The following is a 17855-nucleotide window of genomic DNA, read 5'->3' on the forward strand; positions in this document are numbered from 1 at the left end:
CGGCTCGTCCTCGGCTGCATCAGCGACCACGCCGGAGCCGGACGCCGTCCACCTGACGACGCACGAACCAGCGGTAGCGACCCCACATCCATAGCCGGGCGGCAAACCACGCCATGGCCCATGGCGCGGTCAGCACCAGTGCATAACGCAGCGGCGCGACAAACGCGGCCCGTCCCACGGCGAGCCAACGGTGGGGGCCCGAGAATCTCCAGGCCAGCAAGAGCGTTGCACCCACCTCCAGCCCCACCACGCTGGCCAACAGGCTCCAGTGCCCGGTCAACATCAGCGCGTACAACAGCGTCGGATACCCAAGCTGCTCCAGCGCCATCAACACCAGCGTGGTGCCGGCGGGCCGTCCCAATTGGCCGGTCAGGCGCTCACCGAATGGTTGCCGATACGCCTCGCGCACCCGGCGGAGCTCGGTCCCCGGGTCTTGGCTGCTCACGCTTGACGGTGATTTCCCCCGCCTTTGCATCCATCGTTGAGCAACGCGCAGCGGACTGCGCAGCAATACATCGAAGTAGTGTCCGCACTGGAGCAGCCCGATACTCGCTTGCCAGCACCGGCGTGGGAGGTGCTGTAGCTCGGGATACTGGGTGCGCGCTACGACATCGGCGATCCGGATATTGCGATAGCCCTCGGTGACCAGCGCCAAGGCAATGAACTGATCCTCAACGGCAGTCAGGTCATCGCCACGGATCGGCTCATAGCGGTCGAACAGATCCTCCAGGTAGCGGCGCCGATAGACCACCGCGCCACCAGTGGCGCATGCGATGCCGCCCTGGCTGCGCATCAGCCCGCGGTCGATAACCTCTTGCTGGATCTGCGCGAGGTGCTCGTGATATGCCACGCCGAGCGCGTGCCACCAACGCCGGTAAACCGGCCAATGGGCGCACGGGTCCCGATACCCGTCCTCGCCCAGCCAGCACCGGAACGGCGTCGTGGTTGCCAGCGCGGCACGGTCGTCATGCCGCAACGGCCTGACGCTCCCGCAGGCACTGGCAATACCCACGCCCTGGTACAGCTCACGGACACAACGTTCGATGTAGTCCGGCGATTCGAGCACCGTATCGGCATCGAGCACGCACATCACGTCCCCGGTGAACTGGCGCGCCTGCCACTTCAACGTCGCGGCCCGGCCGATAGACCACGCCCGCACCACGATCTGCAGATCGATCCCGTTCGCGCGTGCGAACTCCCGCGCAAACTGGATGGTGTGATCACGATCAACCCCGGCATCATCGACCAGCACCACGCGCCGTGGGAGACGGGTCTGGCGCAGCAATGACGCCAGGCAATGGGCGATCGTGTCCTGATTGCGGCAAACCGGAATGACGACGTCCACGATCGCCCGACGCCAATCCTCGGCCGGTGCCGGCACGGTCGGATCGGCCGCGCGCCAATAACCGGACACCGCCAGCCAGGTGCTCGGGCCGATCACGAACCAGGGCACACAGGCCATGGCTCAGCGCCGCCCGATCCACAGTCGGGATCTCGTGACACGGGCAAGACGGAAGACAGCATCGACACGGCGCATTGCGGCACTCCGCGGCCGTGATCTGGACGGCCAACTGGTTCGTTTGTTGGGAAATACCACCCCAGACAGAGACAAACGCAATTACCATGCCAACCCGGCACCCACGTGCCGGAGACCGCCTCAGGCGTCGTGATGCTTGCCCCGCGACACGCCGCGATACCACTGTCGGATGCGCGCGATGTCGGCGCTCATGTCGTCGCTCAAGCTGATGGGAGCGGCCACCACCAGCACCTTGTCGGGATAGTGGAAGTACACCGGAAGTACCGGCACCTGGGCCGCATGGGCAATCTTCCAGAAGCCGGTCCGCCAATGCTCCACCGGCTTTCGGGTCCCCTCCGGCGCGAGGCCGATCCAGAACCGGTCGGCCCGCTCCAGCATTTCGACCACTTGCCCGACCACCCCGCTGGCGGCGCTGCGATTGACCGGGATCACACCAAGCCCGGTCAGGACGAAGCCCAGCAATGGCAGCCGGAACAACGAGTCCTTGCCCAGGATCTTGATGTCCAGCCCGAGCGCCAACTTGGCCGCAAACCCCCAGATCCCGTCCCAATTGGACGAATGTGGTGCACCGATCAGGACCACCTTGGGCAGATCGGGGAACTCCCCCAGCATCCGCCAGCCGCCCAGACGCAATACGCTACGGCCCAGCCAACGCTTGAAAGGACTTGGTTTCGTCCGCGGCACGCTGGGTGGCAACGCCGGCACGATGTCTGCAGCAGGAGCATGGTCTGGTCGACGCATCGGTTGGATATTTCCCCGTGTTCTAGTTACCCATGTTTCCGTCACCCGTCTTCAACTCGCCGCGAGATGATCTCCGGCCACCGACCGGAAAACCCGTCAGTCCCACTCCTGCCGTGATCGCCCCCGTCCCTGCTTGATCGTACTGCGCTCGCGCTTGCCTGCCAGCCGTCGCTCCTTCGATCCCCGGGTCGGTTTGGTTGCCACACGCTTCTTGGGCGGCTGCAGCCCGTGACTGACGAACGCCGCCAGGCGCTCACGCGCATCCTCGCGGTTGCGATCCTGGGTGCGAAACCGCTGGGCATTCAATACCAGCACGCCGTCCAGGGTAATCCGGCGATCCCGGCGCGCCAGCAGGCGTTCGCGCACCGGCTCGGGCAACGAGGGCGAGTTGACGATGTCGAAGCGCAGCTCGACCGCAGTCGCGACCTTGTTCACGTTCTGCCCGCCCGGACCGGCCGAACGCACGAAACGCTCGACCAGTTCGGACTCGGGAATCACGATGCTGCCGATCTCGACCATGCAGTGAGTCTAAACGCCATGGTGCTCGGGTCCGGTCCGGCACTCGTCCGGAAGCGTCTGGAACAGCCCCAACACCTTTCCGAACGGCGGGTCGACCGGCGCGGTCACCTGCACTACTTCCCCCGAATCCGGGTGTGCAAATGCCAGCCGCCGGGCATGCAGCAACATCCGGTGCACGCCGATCATCCGAAACGCCCGGTTGTGGCGCCCATCACCATGACTGGTGTCGCCAATGAGGTGGTGCGACATGTGCTTGAGGTGACGACGGATCTGGCGGAAACGACCGGTCTGCGGCTGCGCGCGTAGCAGCGCGTAGCGCGAGGACGCAAAGCCACTGGAAGGCCAGTCGCACTCGGTTTTTGCCAGCAGCCCGAAGCGGGTCGTCGCGTCTTTTTTCACCGGCTTTCCCGGCCCCCCGTCAAGCGGGTGATCCACCTGGAAGTCGCCGTCTGGCCATCCCCGGCAGACCGCCCAGTAGTCCTTCTCGATTGCGCCCGCCATCACCGCCTTGCCCAGCACCGAGGCACTGTCGCGATCAAACGCCAGCAGCAGACAACCACTGGTGGCGCGGTCCAGGCGATGGACGAGGAACACCTTACGGCCAAATTGCTCGCGCAGGCGATCGGCGGCGAAGTCGGTCTCGCCGCGCGCCAAGGCGCTGTCGTGCACCATCAGCCCGGCCGGTTTGTTGACCACGGCCAGGTGCTCGTCGCAATACAGCACGTCCAGCGCGAGTGCGGACGCGACCGGCACGCTGTCCGCTACGTCACCGTCGATGAACCCACCGGTCACCGTCGTGGACGCCGTGGCCACGCCATCAGCATCGCGACCAGTCCAGCCACGCCGGCGACCCAGGACGCGACCGGGATCGACCATAGCGTCGGCCCGCTCGCCTCCAGCCCATACAGCACCGCCGCCACGATCAGCAGGCCACTGCCAAGGATCGCCGCGACGGTATGTTTTTGCGCATCGCGAACGCTGCGGCTCAACTCGGCCAGATCCTGCGAGCGCATCTTCAGCTCATGCTTGCCTTCGATCTGCTGGGTCAGCCAGGTGTGCAGCAGTCGCGGCATTTCCGGAGCGTGGGTGACCAGCTCCGGCAGGCGCTTGCGGAACTCGCCCAACAAACGCCTGGGGCTGTAACGGGCAACCAGAATTTTTTGCAGCACCGGCTTGGCCACGCCCCAGATGTCGATCTTCGGATCCAGCTGTCGGCCAACGCCCTCGATGTTGAGCAGGGTCTTCTGCAGCAGGATCAGTTGCGGTTGCAGGGTCAGCTCGTGCCGCTGCGCGGTGCGGAACAGCTTGACCAGCACTTCGGCCAGCGAGATCTCGCTCAGCGGCCGGGTGAAGTACGGCTCGCACACCGCGCGTACCGCGGCCTCCAGCTCGTCTACGCGGCTGTTGGCGGGCATCCAGCCAGCGCGCAGGTGCAGCTCGGCGATGCGGCGGTAATCGCGGTTGAAGATCGCCATGAAGTTCTCGGCGAGGTAGTACTGATCTTCATCCGAGAGCTGACCCATGATCCCGAAATCCAGCGCGATGAAGCGCGGGTTCGCCTTGCGCGCGGGGTCGATATCGACCCAGATATTGCCGGCGTGCGCATCGGCGTGGAAGAAGTTGTCGCGGAACACTTGGGTGTAGAACACCCGCACGCCCTTGGCCGCCAGCGCGGGGCGATTGATGCCGGCTGCGTCCAGCGCCTCGATGTCGTCGGACGGGATGCCATGCACGCGCTCCAGGGTCAGCGCGCGGCCGGCCGTGTGCGACCAGATCACCTCGGGCACGTACAGGTCGTCGCTGGGGGTGCCGTCCGGCTTGGTCCAGAAGCGCCGCAGCACGCTGGCATTGGCACCCTCACGCTCCAGGTCGAGCTCCGCGGCCAGGGTGTTCTCGATCTCGGCGACGATCTCGCGCGGGCGGATCATCCCGGCGCGCGGATGGGTGCGCTCGACCACGCCGGCCAGCGCGCGCAGCAGCCGGATGTCGGCGGCAATCTGCGCCTCGACATCGGGCCGCAGCACCTTGACCACGACTTCGCGACCGGGGGTGGTGTCAGGCGACGGCAACGTCGCCGCGTGGACCTGGGCAATCGATGCCGACGCCAGCGGGGTGACATCGAAGCGCGCGAATGCCTCGGTGACCGGGCGGCCCAATGCCTCTTCGACAATGGCGCGCGCGAGCTCGCCATCGAACGGCGCAACCCGGTCTTGCAGCAAGGCCAACTCGGTGGCGATGTCCGGCGGCACCAGGTCGCGACGGGTGGACAGTATCTGGCCGAACTTGACGAAGATCGGGCCGAGCTCCTGCAGCGCCAGCCGCAACCGGGCACCGCGTGACTGCATGGCGATCGACGCAGGCGCACGCGGCACGAACGGGCGCGCCAGCTTCAGCCAACGCTCCGCCGCGGTGCCATCCAGCAGGTCGTCGAGGCGATGGCGCAGCAACACCCGGCCAATCCGCCAGGCGCGGAAAAAGGACTTCATTGCGTTGCGTCCCCGGCCGATCCGCTACCCGCAGGACGCTTCGATGCACTGCTGCCCAGCGCGCTGGTGTGCAACCGGGCTATGCGCGCGGCAATCCGTTCCACGTCATCGCGCAAACCATCCACGTCGTCATGGAAGGCATTGAGCTCAGCGCGTGGCACCACGTCGCGCGATTCCTCTGTGACGAACTCGGCCGCACTGCCGGCGAGCTGCCCGGCCACCACCTGTGCGTGGCGCAATCCGGCCGCCAACGCGTTCGCGATCTGTACCCCCAACACGTCCCCGAACACCTTTGCGAAGGGCCGCTGCCAGTCCGGGTCGAACCGCTCGGCCAGTCGCTGCAGCCGCCGCGCGAGATCGGCATCGCCCTCGATCCGTAATTTTCCGACCGGCGGTGCGTCGTCGTTGCGCAGGAAAGGCAGCTGCGAAATCAGTCCGCCCAGGGTGCTGCGCACCGACAGGTCCGGCTCGGACTCACCATCAATCGGCCCGACTTCAAGTCGCTCACCATTGACGCGAACCTGCAGCGCCAGCGGCGGGGAGGTCAAGCGCAGCGCGACCCGCCGACCATCCAGCGCACGCAGGCTGCCACGGGTCTCGGGATCAAGCGCCAACGCACGGTTGAGCGCGGCCTCCAGCGCACGCCCGGCCGCGGGCTTGAGTGCGCCCAGGGGCGATGGGCTGGGCGGGTGTGATGGCTCGGTCATTCGCGCATTCTACTGGGCTTGGCCAGTCCCGCCGTGGTCATGGCTGGAGCCGGAATACGCGGCGGCAACGCGCGCGAGCCCTTCGTCGAAGCTCACCGATGGCCGGTAGCCAAAGTCGCGCCGAGCCGGACCCATGTCGTACCAATGCGTGGTCGCCAGTTGCTCGGCAAGAAAACGCGTCATCGGTGGCTCGCCCTCCAGCGGCAGGGCTCGCCACAAACCTTCGCAGGTGGCTCCGATCGCATAAGCCAGGCCAAACGGCAGGGTCTTGTCCACCAGCGGCGCACCCACCGCGGCGAGCAGCCCATTGACCGTCTCGCGCATGGTCCGGGGCTCATCGTTGCTGATGAAGTACGCCCGTCCGGCGCACGCGGCACCGGGCTCAAGATGCTCGAAGGCATCGAAATGAGCCTGCGCGGCGTTGTCTATATAGGTGGTATCGACCAGGTTGTTGCCGTCGCCAACCAGGCGTAACCGGCCGGCGCGAGCGCGCTCGACCAAGCGCGGCAGCAGCTGGTTGTCACCCACGCCCCAGATCAGCCGTGGCCGCAGCGCCACCGTAGCCAGCGATGCGTCGCTCGCGTCCAGCACATCCTTCTCGGCGATCGCCTTGGTTGCGGCATACGGTGCCTTGAAGTGCTCGCCGTAGGGCACGGTTTCCGCGCTGCCACCTTCCACCGGATGGGTTGCCCGGTGGGTCACGCTCGGGCTTGAGGTATAGACCAGGCGCTGGATGCCACGGGCCCGGCAGGCATCGAGCACATGCCGGGTGCCGAGCACGTTGGCGCGGTAGTAGTCCTCGTAGGGCCCCCATGCACCGGCCTTGGCGGCGTTGTGGAAGATCGCCTCGCAACCTTTCGCGGCATGGATGACCGCATTGGGCGAGGCAAGGTCGCCCTGGATCTGCCTGACCCCCAGCTCGTCGAGTTCGGGGTACAGGCCGCGGTTGAAACTGACCACGTCGTGTCCGCGATCACGCAAGCCGCGGCACAACGCCTGGCCAAGGAAACCACCGCCACCGGTCACCAGGATTTTCATTCGCCCATCGTACGACACTGGCGCCGGGCTGCACGGGCTTGCCCGCGAGGTTGAACACGAGAGGTTGAGCAGACCGCTAACGCTTGCCGGCGGCCCACCGTGCCAGGGCCGGTCGCCCGATCTTCGCGTTGTGACGGATATCGACCGGAAACCCCGGGTGGCGCAGGAATCGGGCGATGCCGGCGGTGTGCGGATGGAGAGCCGCCTGGGCGCGCAGTTCGCGCTCGACCCGGGGCCATTGCGTCGCGTTGACCCCCGGCGCCAACTCCACGCAGAGCACCGGTTGGCTCGCGCCCGCCTCGCCGATCCCGACCAGCGCGGTGCGACGTACCTCCGGGTGGGAGTTGAACACCGGCTCGACCTGCTCGGTATACAGCTGCCCGGCCGTGGTCTGCAGCCGATCGGACTTGCGGCCGCAGAACCACAACCTGCCATCGGCATCCAGATAGCCGAGATCCCCCATGCGATGGACGGTGCGCGTTGCCGCTTCCTCGTGGATCTTGGCCAGTCGGGTCTGCAGGACACGATGGAAGTAGCTGTCGGTCGTGGTCGGCCCCGCCACGGTGATCTCGCCCACCTCTCCGGCCGGCACGCACAGCGCGTCCGACCATTCGCTGATCGCCTCGTCGGTGATGCGGATGATCCGTACCACGTTCGGCGCTACCGGCCGGCCGACACAGGTGCCGGCGCCGGCCGCAGTGGCCACGCCGGTTGTCTCCAGCTCACGGCCCTCGATCATCGCCACCGGCAAGCACTCGGTCGCGCCGTAGGGAGTCCAAAAACACGCGTCCGCGGGCAGCAGGCGTTGCAGCTTGGCCACCAGATGGGCCGGCACCGGCGCACCGGCCGACATCACCCGTTGCAACGTCGGCAGCTTTTGTCCATGCCGGGCCAGCACTGCCATCAAGGCCGGCGACCCGAACAACTGGTCGACGCCGAAACGTGCGATCGCATCACACAGCTTGCGCGGGTCCGCGTTGGCCGGCCGGGTCGGGTCCATGTCCGGAATGATCGACGTCACCCCCAGCGCGGGGTCGAACAAGGCAAACGGCGGAAAGGTCGCCAGGTTGACGCCGCCGGGCACGATGCCGAATGCGTCGCGCAGCATGTCAACCTGGGCGATGAAATGCCGATGCCGGTAGACCACGCCCTTCGGGACTCCGGTCGAGCCACTGGTGAACAGGATCGCCGCGACGTCATCGGGAGCAGTCGCGGCCAGTGGCGCGAACAGGGCCAACGCACCGACACGGTTGGCGCCCTCCTTTTCGACCTGATCCAGCGTTGCCTCACTCAGCCAGGCGCGCTTGCCGGTGGTGATGGTGACCCGCACCGACCTCGCCCAGCCCAGCAGCTTCCGCCCGACATGCGCCAACGGAATTCCGATGAACGCCTGCGGCTCGGACTCGGCCAGGCACTGTTTCAGCGCGCGCTTGTCGATGCCCGGATCCACCAGCACCGGCACCGCGCCGGCCTTGAACAACGCGAACATCAACAGGAAGAACTCCGGCGACGGCCGCACCATGACCACCGTACGGCTGCCGCGCACCACGCCGCGCAACGCCAGCCCGGCCGCGATGGCATCGCTGCGCGTGTCGAGCTCGGCGTAGGTCAGGCTGACGTCATACCGCGCCAACCCATCCGGCCCACGCGAACCCGGGCAACGCATCGCGACCCGGTCGGGTTGCTCGGCGGCCAGCCGCGGCAACGCCGCCGCGATGTTGCACGAATCCGTCATGCCCCGATTGTAGGCGTCGCCCGGCAATCAATCCGCCAACGGATGGGTATCCAGGAACTGGCGTATCGCCGGCACCAGTACCTCGTGCTTGTCCTCCAGCACGTAATGCCCCGCATCCTCGAACGCTTGCACCTGCGCCTGCGGCAGCGCTTCGGTGAAGCCCTTCAAGAAGTGCTTGTCGAACACGAAGTCGCGCAACCCCCAACCGATAAACGCTGGTCGGTCCGCATACTCCGGCAACCGCCGCCCCGCCTCGACCACCAACGGCCACGCCGCATCGCCCTCGCCCAGCGGAATGTCCTGCATGAAGCGCAGCGTGCTGATCGCATTGACCCACCCGTTGTACGGCGCGATGTAACCGCGGCGCACGTCCGCCGGCAGCGACCGTCGCGTCCCCATCCACGCCGCACCGCGCGCGAACAGGTTGAACCTGCGGATCAGCCACCCGCCGAGCTTCGAGTCCCGACCCAGCGACAACCGCCACGGCATCGGCTTGGCCGAAGGTAACGGAAACGCCGCGGTATTCAACACCACCAGTCGCTTGACCTGCGGCATGTGCCGCAACGCCCAGCCAAAGCCGATCATCCCGCCCCAGTCGTGCACCGCCAGCGTGACCGGTCCGGAAATGCCCAGGTGCGTCAGCAGCGCCTCGACATCATCAATCCGCGACTGCAACGTGTAGTCGTAGCGCGGCGACGCCCCCGGCGCATCGTCGGGCTTGTCCGACAACCCCATGCCGACGTGGTCCGGCACGATACAGCGGTAGCGGTCCGACAGCCCGGCCACCAGATGCCGCCAGTAGAAGCTCCACGACGGATTGCCGTGCAGCATGACGATCACCTCCGGCGCCGCGCCCCCATCATCACGCGGGCCCTCGTCGAGGTAGCTCATCGCGATGCCGGGGCGAACATTGAAACGCTGCGGCGTGAAAGGGTAGTCAGGCAGGTGCGTTGGCGTCATTGGAAAGGGAACGGCGACTGGGACCGCCATTGTCGCCTCGCCGCTCGCGCAACGCACGGCAAGCCTTGATGTGACGTCGCGGAAAATCGCATCACGAGTAAGCGTCCGCTAGTAGCAGGCATTGGCGCGGATGATGGAACCGGCCGTGCCGGCTAGACTGGCCGCATGAATATCGCCAGCTGGAACGTCAATTCGCTCAACGTACGCTTGCCGCACCTGGAGCAATGGCTCGCTGCGGCCAAGCCCGATGTGGTCGGGCTGCAGGAGACCAAGCTCACTGACGATCGCTTCCCCGACACCGCCCTGGCGGCACTCGGCTATCGCAGCGTTTTCAGTGGCCAGAAAACCTACAACGGCGTGGCCATCGTGTCGCGCCAACCGGCAACCGATGTGCAGATCGGCATCCCCGGATTCGACGATGAGCAGAAGCGGGTGATTGCAGCGACCGTCGACGGCGTGCGCATCATCAACCTGTATGTCGTCAATGGCCAGGACGTGGGTACCGACAAGTACGCCTACAAGCTGCGATGGCTGGCGGCGGTACAGGCATGGATCGCCGCCGAGTTGCAGGCGTATCCTCAGATGGTGGTGCTGGGCGATTTCAACATCGCGCCGGACGACCGCGACGTGCACGACCCGGCGGTGTGGGACGGGACCCACATCCTGACCTCGGCCGCCGAGCGCAACGCGCTGCAAGGGTTGCTGGCGCTCGGCTTGCATGATGCCTACCGGCTCCACCACGACGATGCCGGGGTATTCAGCTGGTGGGACTACCGACAGGCGGGATTCCGCCGCGACCTCGGGTTGCGGATCGACCTGACTCTGGTGTCGGATGCGTTGAAGCCGCGCTGCGTGGCCGCCGGCGTGGACCGCGAGCCGCGCACGTGGGAGCGACCGAGTGACCATGCGCCGGCGTGGGTGGAAATCACCCCAGCGATGGACGGCGCCGGGTAGCCGGCCGCGAGTACCCGCCAAACGACAAATGCCCGGCGTGCGCCGGGCATTTGCGTATCACCGTCACGATCACGGCCTGTATCGAGCCATCCGCTCGGCTATCAGCGTGGACGACCGCGACGGAACAGGTTCACGATCGCCAGCAGGACCACCGCGCCCACCAGGGAAATCAGGATGCTGGGGATGCTGATCCCATCACCGATGCTGCCGCCGGCAATACCCAGGACACCGGCCAGCCAGCCACCCAGGAACGCGCCGACGATGCCGACGATGATATTGAGAAAGATCCCCTGTTGACCGTCGGTCTTCATGATCATGCTGGCGATCCAACCGATGATGCCGCCTACAATCAACCAGATAATAATGCCCATCATGTTTGTCTCTCCTGTCCATTCAGAGGGTTAAATGCTCCCCTGCTTGGGGGCGAGTCCAGTCTGTATAGGGCGGCGTGATGAAGGCGTCAGCAGGTCTCAACCGGTCAGCAGAGCCAACACCGCATCGCGTGGCAACTTGCCGGTGTCGTTGCGTGGCAGGCAGTCAACACAGCGCAGGCGGCGCGGCAGGAACACCGGATCCATCTGTCCACGCAATGCGAGCAGGATGGTCGCCTCGTCCTGTCCCGGGGCAACCACCAGTGCGGCGATCCGGCGCACGCCGACATCGTCCGCGGCATCCAGCTGCACCATCACCCCATCCACGACTCCGGGCACGGCGAGCAACTTTCGATTCAAGTCGCCCAACGAGGCACGCTTGCCGGCGATTTCCAGCAGGTCGGCGTTGCGTCCACGCAGTTGGAAGCAACCTTCCGGATACAACTCGACCAGGTCAGCCAGCATTACCGGCTGTGCAAGGTGCGGCGCATGCACCGCCGTACCGTCGGGCCGCGGCTCCAGGCGCACGCCGGGCAACGGCGTCCAGGCGCTTTCCACCGCGGTGCGGCGACGGGCAATCACACAGGTCTCGGTTGAGCCGAACAGTTCGCGCACTTCACAGCCAAAGCGCTTCTCGGCGGCTGCAGCCAACTCAACTGGCAGAGGTGCGGTGGACGACACAACTCCGCACAGCCGTGGCAGCTTGATCCCGGAGTCCAGCACGATGCGCAGGTGCACCGGACTGGTTACCAGCAGGGGGGGCGTGGCGGCGTCGGCCAGTGCCTGCGCCACGTCGCCCGGGAAGAACGGGCGCGCCGAATGCATGGCAACCGGGCCGAGCAGCGGCAGCAGCACGGACATCTCCATTCCGTACATATGTTGCGGCGGCACCGTTGCGACCAGGGGCGTAACGCCATCCTGATCAAGCAGTCCGACCAGCGCGGCCAGGTTCTGCGCGGTGCTGGCCTGGAACGAACCCCAACGCTTGGCCGTCGCGGTGGGCTGGCCGGTACTGCCGGAGCTGAAGCCGATCGCGACCAATGCCTGCTCTCTTATCGCCGGCAACGCCCCATCCAGTTGGGGAAGCCTGTCGGGCAGCAGTTGGACGCCGGGCCACACCGGATCGCAGGTACTGTCGCCAATGCAGTAACTGCCCGGATACCGCGACTGCGCATCCTCGATCACCGCCCGCGCACGCGACGACGGCAGCAAGGTGGTCTGCCCACGCATCACGGCGGCGCAGAAAGCGACCAGGAAGCGGTAACGGTCCTCGCACAGGTTGATCACATACGGGGCCGACGGCAAGCTCGCGGCCACGGCGCACACTTCACGCTGGAACGTCGCCAGCGAAATCACGCCATCGGCATTGAACGCGATCACCCGATCAGGCGCACCGGCAACCATGGCCGACGCGTCCGGCGGGATGATTTCATTGGCAGAATTATCGATAACCGCAGACATAGGCCAATCCTGCGGCAACGCCGCTCCCCTTGCATTAGCTTACGCTGACCGACCATGGTCAGATCAACAGCGAGTTCATGTTCCTGTCCGATCCCCCCACACCTCGCTGGATCTGGCTGCCGCTTCCACGGAAACAGGCGGCCGAGCCGGTCGTGCGGAAATGGCTATCGGAACAACTCCACTATCCAGCGGCAGACCTGCGGATCGAACGCACGCCATATGGGCGCCCCATGCTCGGTGCACCGTTCGACCGCTGGGACTGCAACTGGAGCCACAGCGGTGAAGGCCTGCTGGCCGCACTTGCGGAAGGCCGCCGGGTCGGCGTCGACCTGGAGTGGCAACGCCCACGCCCGCGCGCGCAGTTGCTGGCCCGGCGCTTCTTCAGCGCGGAGGAGGCTCAATGGCTCGACCACCTGGACCCCGCGGTGCGTGAGCACAACTTCGTGCGTTTATGGTGTGCGAAAGAGGCGGTCCTGAAGGCGCACGGGCGCGGTCTGGCATTCGGCCTGGACCGGCTCGCGTTTACGGACACCGCGGCCGGGCTGCAACTGGCCACCTGTGACCCGGCACTGGGACGCCCCTCACAGTGGAGCCTGCGTGAACTGTCACCCGCCCCTGGCTACACCGCAATGCTTGCCTGGCGTGACCACTGGCCGCCGATGTGACGGTTACCAACCGCCTACGGCCGTCATACTCTCCGACGATGATTAGCCCAACCTTCCCCGCCGCGGCGACCTCCGAGCGCCTGCAAGCCCGCCTGCACGCGGGCCTGGAGGCCCTCGCCCTGGATCGCGGCCTGGCCGCGCCGCTACTGGACTACCTGGACCTGCTGGCCCGCTGGAACCAGACCTACAACCTCACGGCCGTGCGCGACCCGCTGGAAATGGTCGACAAACACCTGCTCGATTCGCTGGCGATGCACGCGTATCTGGACGATATCGCCGGGGCGGGCGGGGCATTGGCCGACCTGGGTACCGGTGCCGGCCTGCCTGGCATCCCGTTGGCCATCGCCAAGCCCGGCCTGCGAGTCACGTTGGTGGAGAGCAATGGCAAGAAGTGCCGGTTCATGCGCGAGGTGGTGCGCAAGCTGGGCCTGCGGGACGTGCAAGTGGTCGAATCGCGGATCGAGGCGCTGGATCGGCCCGGCGCCTTCGACGCGATTACCGCCCGCGCGCTGGCGACGCTGCCGTTGATCCTCCAGCTCGGCGGCCATCTGCTCACACCCGACGGCTGCCTGCTGGCAATGAAGGGCGTGTATCCCGCGCAGGAGATCGCCGAATTGCCACCGGGCTGGGCCTTGAGTGCGTCGCATCCGCTGTCGGTCCCGGGCCTGGACGCCGAGCGCCACCTGGTCATCGTGGGACGAAGCCACGCCCTCGGCAGGCAACCGCCGAGGCGGGCATAATCCCCAGTCCGACCGGCGCCTCGCGCCGCCTTTGCAACCTTGAGCCAGGGGACGAGCCGCATGGCCCGCATCATCGCCGTCGCCAATCAGAAAGGTGGGGTTGGCAAGACCACCACCGCCGTCAACCTGGCCGCCGCATTGGCGCGCACGCCGCAGAAGGTGTTGCTGGTTGACCTGGACCCGCAGGGCAACGCCACCACCGGTAGCGGAGTAGACAAACGCGAGCTGGAAACGTCGATCTGCGAGGTGCTGCTGGGCGAGGACACCGCCGCCACCGCGATCGTGCGCACCCAGGAAGACTTCGACCTGCTGCCGGGCAACATCGACCTGACGGCAGCCGAGCTGCGGCTGATGACCACCGATGCACGCGAGCAACAACTGAAGCTGGCACTGGCGCCGATTGCCGACAACTACGACTTCGTCCTGATCGACTGCCCTCCGGCATTGTCCTTGTTGACGCTCAACGCGCTGACCGCCGCTGATTCGGTGATCGTGCCGATGCAGTGCGAGTACTACGCGCTGGAAGGCATCAGCGCGCTGATGGATACCATCGAGGCGATCCGCGGCAACCTCAACCCGCAACTGGAAATCGAGGGTGTATTGCGAACCATGTTCGATGTGCGCAACAACCTGGCCAATGCGGTCTCGGCCGAGCTGACCACTCATTTCGGCGACCAGGTGTTCCGCACCATCGTCCCACGCAACGTACGCCTGGCCGAGGCCCCCAGCCATGGCCAGAGCATCGTCGGCTACGACGGTGCGAGCCGTGGCGGGATTGCCTACCTTGGCCTGGCCGGGGAAGTATTGCGCCGCCAGCGCGAGCGCAGCCGGGCGGTCAAACAAGCGCAGTCGGGGATCACGCCACCAACCACGGAGACCGCCGCATGAGTGCCGTAAAGGGCGAGCCCGGCAAGCAAGCCGCCGCCAATGAGCCGGCCGCCAAGGCCGCGGCAAGCAAAGGGGCTTCCGCAAAGAAGCGTGGTCTGGGTCGCGGACTGGAGGCCCTGCTTGGCCCGAAGGCCGGAGCCACCGTGCTGGAAGCCGGCATCGGCGATACCTTGCGCTACCTGCCCGTGGATGCTCTCGCGCCGGGCAAGTACCAACCGCGCAAGCACTGGGACCAGGACAAGCTGGAGGAGTTGGCGGAGTCGATCCGCGCCCAGGGCGTGATCCAGCCGATTGTCGCGCGCGAAACCCGCGAGCACGGCGGCAAGACCTACGAGATCATCGCCGGCGAGCGTCGCTGGCGCGCCTCCCGACTGGCGGGACTGGACGAGATCCCGGTCGTGGTGCGCGAAGTGGACGATCGCACCGTCGTCGCGATGGCCCTGATCGAGAACATCCAGCGCGAGGATCTCAATCCGCTGGAAGAGGCCTCCGCGCTGCAGCGGCTGATTGACGAGTTCGACCTCACCCACGCCGAGGCCGCCGGCGCCGTGGGGCGTTCACGCGCATCGGTCTCCAATCTGCTGCGGCTGCTGGAACTGCCGCCGGCGATCCGCGCACTGGTCGAGGCCCGGCAACTGGAGATGGGGCACGCGCGCGCGCTGCTGACCCTGTCGCCGGACCTGGCCAGCAAACTTGCCAGCGATGCCGCCGAGCACGGCTGGTCGGTGCGTGAGGTGGAACATCGCGTCCAGCAGTACGCGTTGGGCAAGGTTCCCGAAGGCAAGCGCGCACGCCCGGCCAAGACGCGCCCACAGGCCGACATCGTGACCCTGGAGCGTGAGCTGTCGGAGTCGCTCAACACCAAGGTCAACGTCCTGCACGGTCGCGGCGGCAAGGGTCGTCTGGTGATTCATTACAGCGACCTGGATTCACTCGACGGGGTGCTGGAGAAGCTGCGCGGCCGCGGCGAGTAACACCGACGGACCCGACCGGCGCCGTCAGCCCGGTACTTTTGGCCCGTGGGCAGGCATCGAGCGCGAATGCGAAGATCAGGAACCTTCCCGTATCCGTAGCCGCCGTGAACCTACTGCTCCCCGCCCTCCTCGCCGCCCACCTGGCGCTTGCCGCCGTGCCCGCCCACGCCGGACCGGCAGCTACCGGGGCGACGGCCACCACGCTCGGCGCCGAGCCAGCCACCGAAGCCTCCGCGGCTGACGCGCGTTTCCAGGCAATCCACGAGCGCGAATGGACCTGGCGGCAGAAACAATTCGGCAGCGCCGACGAGGACAGTGACGGCGCCAACCAGCACCAGCTTCCATCGGTCGACGCGGCCAGCCAGACCGCGCGGTTGAAGGTCTGGGAGGGAGTGCTGGCCGAACTTGACGCGATCGATCCGGAAGCACTGTCGGCAGACAACCGTATCAACCTGGCGGTGTATCGCCCCCAGATCGAGAACCTCGCCGCGGAGGTCCGGTTCCGCAGCTACGAAATGCCGTTCAACTCGGACTCCTCGTTCTGGTCCAACCTGGGCTTCATGACCCGGCGCCCGATGCATACCTCGGAAGACTACCGGGCCTACATCGAGCGTCTGGCCGACGTGCCGCGCTACTTTGACCAGCAGATCGCCAACATGCGCGCCGGGCTGGATCGAGGCTTCAGTGTGCCGCGGATCGTGCTGGACGGGCGCGATGTCTCGATCGCCGCGATCGCCGAACTCGACGACCCGACCCAGTCCAGCTTCTACGAGCCCTTGGAGAAGCTCCCCGACGCCATCCCTGCCGCCGAGCAAGCCAGGCTGCGCGAAGCCGCGCGTGCCGCGATCGGTGAACAGCTGATCCCCGCCTACGGCCAGTTGCTGGCTTTCTTCCGCGAGGAGTACGTGCCGCGCGCACGCACTACCCTGGGCGCCTCCGAGTTTCCCGATGGCGAAGCGTTCTATCGCCAGCAGATCCGCAAGTACACGACCCTGGATCTCACCCCCGATGAAATCCACCAGATAGGCCTGGATGAAGTCGCCCGGATCCAGACCCAGATGGATGCAATCATCGAGCAGGTCGGCTTCGAAGGCAGCTTTGCCGAGTTCCTGGAGTTCCTGCGCACCGACCCGCAGTTCTACGCCAAGACCCCGCAGGAACTGCTCAATCGCGCCGCCTGGATCGCCAAGCGCATCGACGGCGTCGTCGGCCAGTACATCGGCACCCTGCCGCGCGGCCGCTTCACCATCATCCCGGTACCGGAAGACATCGCGCCGTTCTGGACCAGCGGTCGCGGTGGCAACGGCACCTACTGGCTCAACACCTACGATCTGCCCTCGCGCGCGCTTTACAACCTGCCGGCCCTGACCCTGCACGAAGCCTCACCCGGTCACGCCCTGCAGGGCGCACTGGCAGAGGAGCAAACCGCCCTGCCCGACTTCCGCCGCAACACCTACATCTCCGCCTTTGGCGAAGGCTGGGGGCTGTACGTGGAAAAACTGGGCGAGGAAATGGGCATCTACCAGACCCCCTACGAACATTTCGGCCGACTGACCTACGAGATGTGGCGCGCGGCGCGACTGGTGATCGACACCGGCGTGCATGCCCAAGGCTGGACCCGCGACCAGGCCCTGGCCTACCTGCGCGACCGCACCGCGCTGAGCGAGCACGAGATCACCACCGAGGTCGACCGCTACATCTCATGGCCCGGCCAGGCGCTGAGCTACAAGCTGGGCGAACTGGCGATCGTCCGCCTGCGCGGCGAGGCCGAGAAAGCACTGGGCAACCAATTCGACATCAAGGCCTTCCACGACATGGTGCTGGCGCTGGGCTCGGTGCCACTACCGGTGCTGGAAACCCAGGTACACGAGTTCATCGAGCAATCCCGCGCGGCCGAAGCCACTCAACCCGAAAAAACGGAAACGACCAGCACCTGACCGCGCCACCCAAAGCGCCGGCGCGGTGTCCGGTGTGGGGCCTGCGTATAGCGGACATGGATGTCCGCGGCGGGGGGGGGGGGGGAAGGAGGAGGAAACAACACACAAAAACAGACACCACACCAAGAACCCACCCCCCCCA

General features: G+C 66.4%; 17 protein-coding genes. 6 read left to right on the forward strand and 11 right to left on the reverse strand.

Translation table 11 applies throughout. The features are described 5' to 3' along the window. Window positions 1-19: 19 nt before the first annotated feature. The 9 genes from ACW7G0_RS13470 to ACW7G0_RS13510 form a co-directional block, all read right to left on the reverse strand. Complete coding sequence (locus ACW7G0_RS13470; RefSeq protein ID WP_456990394.1) at window positions 20-1462, reverse strand: glycosyltransferase family 2 protein; 1443 nt, start codon at window positions 1460-1462, stop codon at window positions 20-22. A gap of 195 nt (window positions 1463-1657) precedes the next feature. Next, window positions 1658-2278 (reverse strand): 1-acyl-sn-glycerol-3-phosphate acyltransferase, encoded by a 621-nt coding sequence (locus ACW7G0_RS13475; RefSeq protein ID WP_456990396.1) that lies wholly within the window; start codon window positions 2276-2278, stop codon window positions 1658-1660. 96 nt (window positions 2279-2374) lie between these two features. Beyond that, the gene (gene arfB / locus ACW7G0_RS13480; RefSeq protein ID WP_456962869.1) at window positions 2375-2797 is read right to left on the reverse strand and encodes an alternative ribosome rescue aminoacyl-tRNA hydrolase ArfB; all 423 of its coding nucleotides are present in this window, start codon (window positions 2795-2797) and stop codon (window positions 2375-2377) included. Window positions 2798-2806: 9 nt separating this feature from the next. Beyond that, window positions 2807-3610 (reverse strand): pseudouridine synthase, encoded by an 804-nt coding sequence (locus tag ACW7G0_RS13485; RefSeq protein WP_456990398.1) that lies wholly within the window; start codon window positions 3608-3610, stop codon window positions 2807-2809. Continuing rightward, complete coding sequence (gene ubiB / locus ACW7G0_RS13490) at window positions 3586-5283, reverse strand: ubiquinone biosynthesis regulatory protein kinase UbiB (RefSeq protein ID WP_456990400.1); 1698 nt, start codon at window positions 5281-5283, stop codon at window positions 3586-3588. The genes ACW7G0_RS13485 and ubiB overlap by 25 nt, the downstream gene beginning before the upstream one ends. Next, entirely contained in the window at window positions 5280-5990 is a 711-nt protein-coding gene (locus tag ACW7G0_RS13495; RefSeq protein WP_456990402.1) for a ubiquinone biosynthesis accessory factor UbiJ, read from the reverse strand. The genes ubiB and ACW7G0_RS13495 overlap by 4 nt, the downstream gene beginning before the upstream one ends. 9 nt (window positions 5991-5999) lie before the next feature. Next, window positions 6000-7028 (reverse strand): 2-alkyl-3-oxoalkanoate reductase, encoded by a 1029-nt coding sequence (oleD, locus tag ACW7G0_RS13500; RefSeq protein ID WP_456990403.1) that lies wholly within the window; start codon window positions 7026-7028, stop codon window positions 6000-6002. A gap of 76 nt (window positions 7029-7104) precedes the next feature. Further along, complete coding sequence (oleC, locus tag ACW7G0_RS13505; RefSeq protein ID WP_456990405.1) at window positions 7105-8763, reverse strand: olefin beta-lactone synthetase; 1659 nt, start codon at window positions 8761-8763, stop codon at window positions 7105-7107. A 27-nt stretch (window positions 8764-8790) separates the two neighbouring features. After that, window positions 8791-9723: an alpha/beta fold hydrolase gene (locus tag ACW7G0_RS13510; RefSeq protein WP_456990407.1), complete on the reverse strand. Its 933-nt coding sequence runs from the start codon at window positions 9721-9723 to the stop codon at window positions 8791-8793. A 165-nt stretch (window positions 9724-9888) separates the two neighbouring features. Between ACW7G0_RS13510 and xth the strand changes: the two genes are divergently transcribed. Further along, window positions 9889-10677 carry an exodeoxyribonuclease III gene (gene xth, locus ACW7G0_RS13515; RefSeq protein ID WP_456990409.1) on the forward strand — a complete coding sequence of 263 codons (789 nt, stop codon included), beginning with the start codon at window positions 9889-9891 and terminating at the stop codon, window positions 10675-10677. Between the two features lie 101 nt (window positions 10678-10778). Here xth and ACW7G0_RS13520 read toward each other — a convergent pair whose 3' ends face one another. Further along, on the reverse strand, window positions 10779-11048 hold the full coding sequence (locus ACW7G0_RS13520; RefSeq protein WP_456963064.1) for a GlsB/YeaQ/YmgE family stress response membrane protein: 270 nt from the start codon (window positions 11046-11048) through the stop codon (window positions 10779-10781). A 99-nt stretch (window positions 11049-11147) separates the two neighbouring features. Beyond that, a complete protein-coding gene (locus ACW7G0_RS13525; protein ID WP_456990411.1) occupies window positions 11148-12509 on the reverse strand; it encodes an AMP-binding protein in 1362 nt (453 codons plus the stop codon). 77 nt (window positions 12510-12586) lie between these two features. On the opposite strand from ACW7G0_RS13525, the gene ACW7G0_RS13530 reads away from it, so the two are divergent. From ACW7G0_RS13530 to ACW7G0_RS13550, 5 genes are all read left to right on the forward strand, one after another. Next, window positions 12587-13174, forward strand: a complete 588-nt coding sequence (locus ACW7G0_RS13530) for a 4'-phosphopantetheinyl transferase family protein (RefSeq protein ID WP_456990412.1) — start codon at window positions 12587-12589, stop codon at window positions 13172-13174. Window positions 13175-13212: 38 nt separating this feature from the next. Continuing rightward, window positions 13213-13914 (forward strand): 16S rRNA (guanine(527)-N(7))-methyltransferase RsmG, encoded by a 702-nt coding sequence (gene rsmG, locus ACW7G0_RS13535; protein WP_456990413.1) that lies wholly within the window; start codon window positions 13213-13215, stop codon window positions 13912-13914. 60 nt (window positions 13915-13974) lie between these two features. Further along, window positions 13975-14802 (forward strand): ParA family protein, encoded by an 828-nt coding sequence (locus tag ACW7G0_RS13540; RefSeq protein ID WP_456990415.1) that lies wholly within the window; start codon window positions 13975-13977, stop codon window positions 14800-14802. Beyond that, a complete protein-coding gene (locus ACW7G0_RS13545; RefSeq protein WP_456990417.1) occupies window positions 14799-15776 on the forward strand; it encodes a ParB/RepB/Spo0J family partition protein in 978 nt (325 codons plus the stop codon). The genes ACW7G0_RS13540 and ACW7G0_RS13545 overlap by 4 nt, the downstream gene beginning before the upstream one ends. Window positions 15777-15880: 104 nt before the next feature. Further along, a complete protein-coding gene (locus ACW7G0_RS13550) occupies window positions 15881-17713 on the forward strand; it encodes a DUF885 domain-containing protein (RefSeq protein WP_456990419.1) in 1833 nt (610 codons plus the stop codon). Window positions 17714-17855: the final 142 nt, after the last annotated feature.

Source organism: Lysobacter sp. A286 (assembly GCF_054052105.1).

Coding starts and splice junctions, on each gene's coding strand:
- ACW7G0_RS13470 (WP_456990394.1), bottom strand. CDS start 1,462: ATGGCCTGTGTGCCCTGGTTCGTGATCGGCCCGAGCACCTGGCTGGCG.
- ACW7G0_RS13475 (WP_456990396.1), bottom strand. CDS start 2,278: ATGCGTCGACCAGACCATGCTCCTGCTGCAGACATCGTGCCGGCGTTG.
- arfB (WP_456962869.1), bottom strand. CDS start 2,797: ATGGTCGAGATCGGCAGCATCGTGATTCCCGAGTCCGAACTGGTCGAG.
- ubiB (WP_456990400.1), bottom strand. CDS start 5,283: ATGAAGTCCTTTTTCCGCGCCTGGCGGATTGGCCGGGTGTTGCTGCGC.
- ACW7G0_RS13495 (WP_456990402.1), bottom strand. CDS start 5,990: ATGACCGAGCCATCACACCCGCCCAGCCCATCGCCCCTGGGCGCACTC.
- oleD (WP_456990403.1), bottom strand. CDS start 7,028: ATGAAAATCCTGGTGACCGGTGGCGGTGGTTTCCTTGGCCAGGCGTTG.
- oleC (WP_456990405.1), bottom strand. CDS start 8,763: ATGACGGATTCGTGCAACATCGCGGCGGCGTTGCCGCGGCTGGCCGCC.
- ACW7G0_RS13510 (WP_456990407.1), bottom strand. CDS start 9,723: ATGACGCCAACGCACCTGCCTGACTACCCTTTCACGCCGCAGCGTTTC.
- xth (WP_456990409.1), top strand. CDS start 9,889: ATGAATATCGCCAGCTGGAACGTCAATTCGCTCAACGTACGCTTGCCG.
- ACW7G0_RS13520 (WP_456963064.1), bottom strand. CDS start 11,048: ATGGGCATTATTATCTGGTTGATTGTAGGCGGCATCATCGGTTGGATC.
- ACW7G0_RS13525 (WP_456990411.1), bottom strand. CDS start 12,509: ATGTCTGCGGTTATCGATAATTCTGCCAATGAAATCATCCCGCCGGAC.
- ACW7G0_RS13530 (WP_456990412.1), top strand. CDS start 12,587: ATGTTCCTGTCCGATCCCCCCACACCTCGCTGGATCTGGCTGCCGCTT.
- rsmG (WP_456990413.1), top strand. CDS start 13,213: ATGATTAGCCCAACCTTCCCCGCCGCGGCGACCTCCGAGCGCCTGCAA.
- ACW7G0_RS13540 (WP_456990415.1), top strand. CDS start 13,975: ATGGCCCGCATCATCGCCGTCGCCAATCAGAAAGGTGGGGTTGGCAAG.
- ACW7G0_RS13545 (WP_456990417.1), top strand. CDS start 14,799: ATGAGTGCCGTAAAGGGCGAGCCCGGCAAGCAAGCCGCCGCCAATGAG.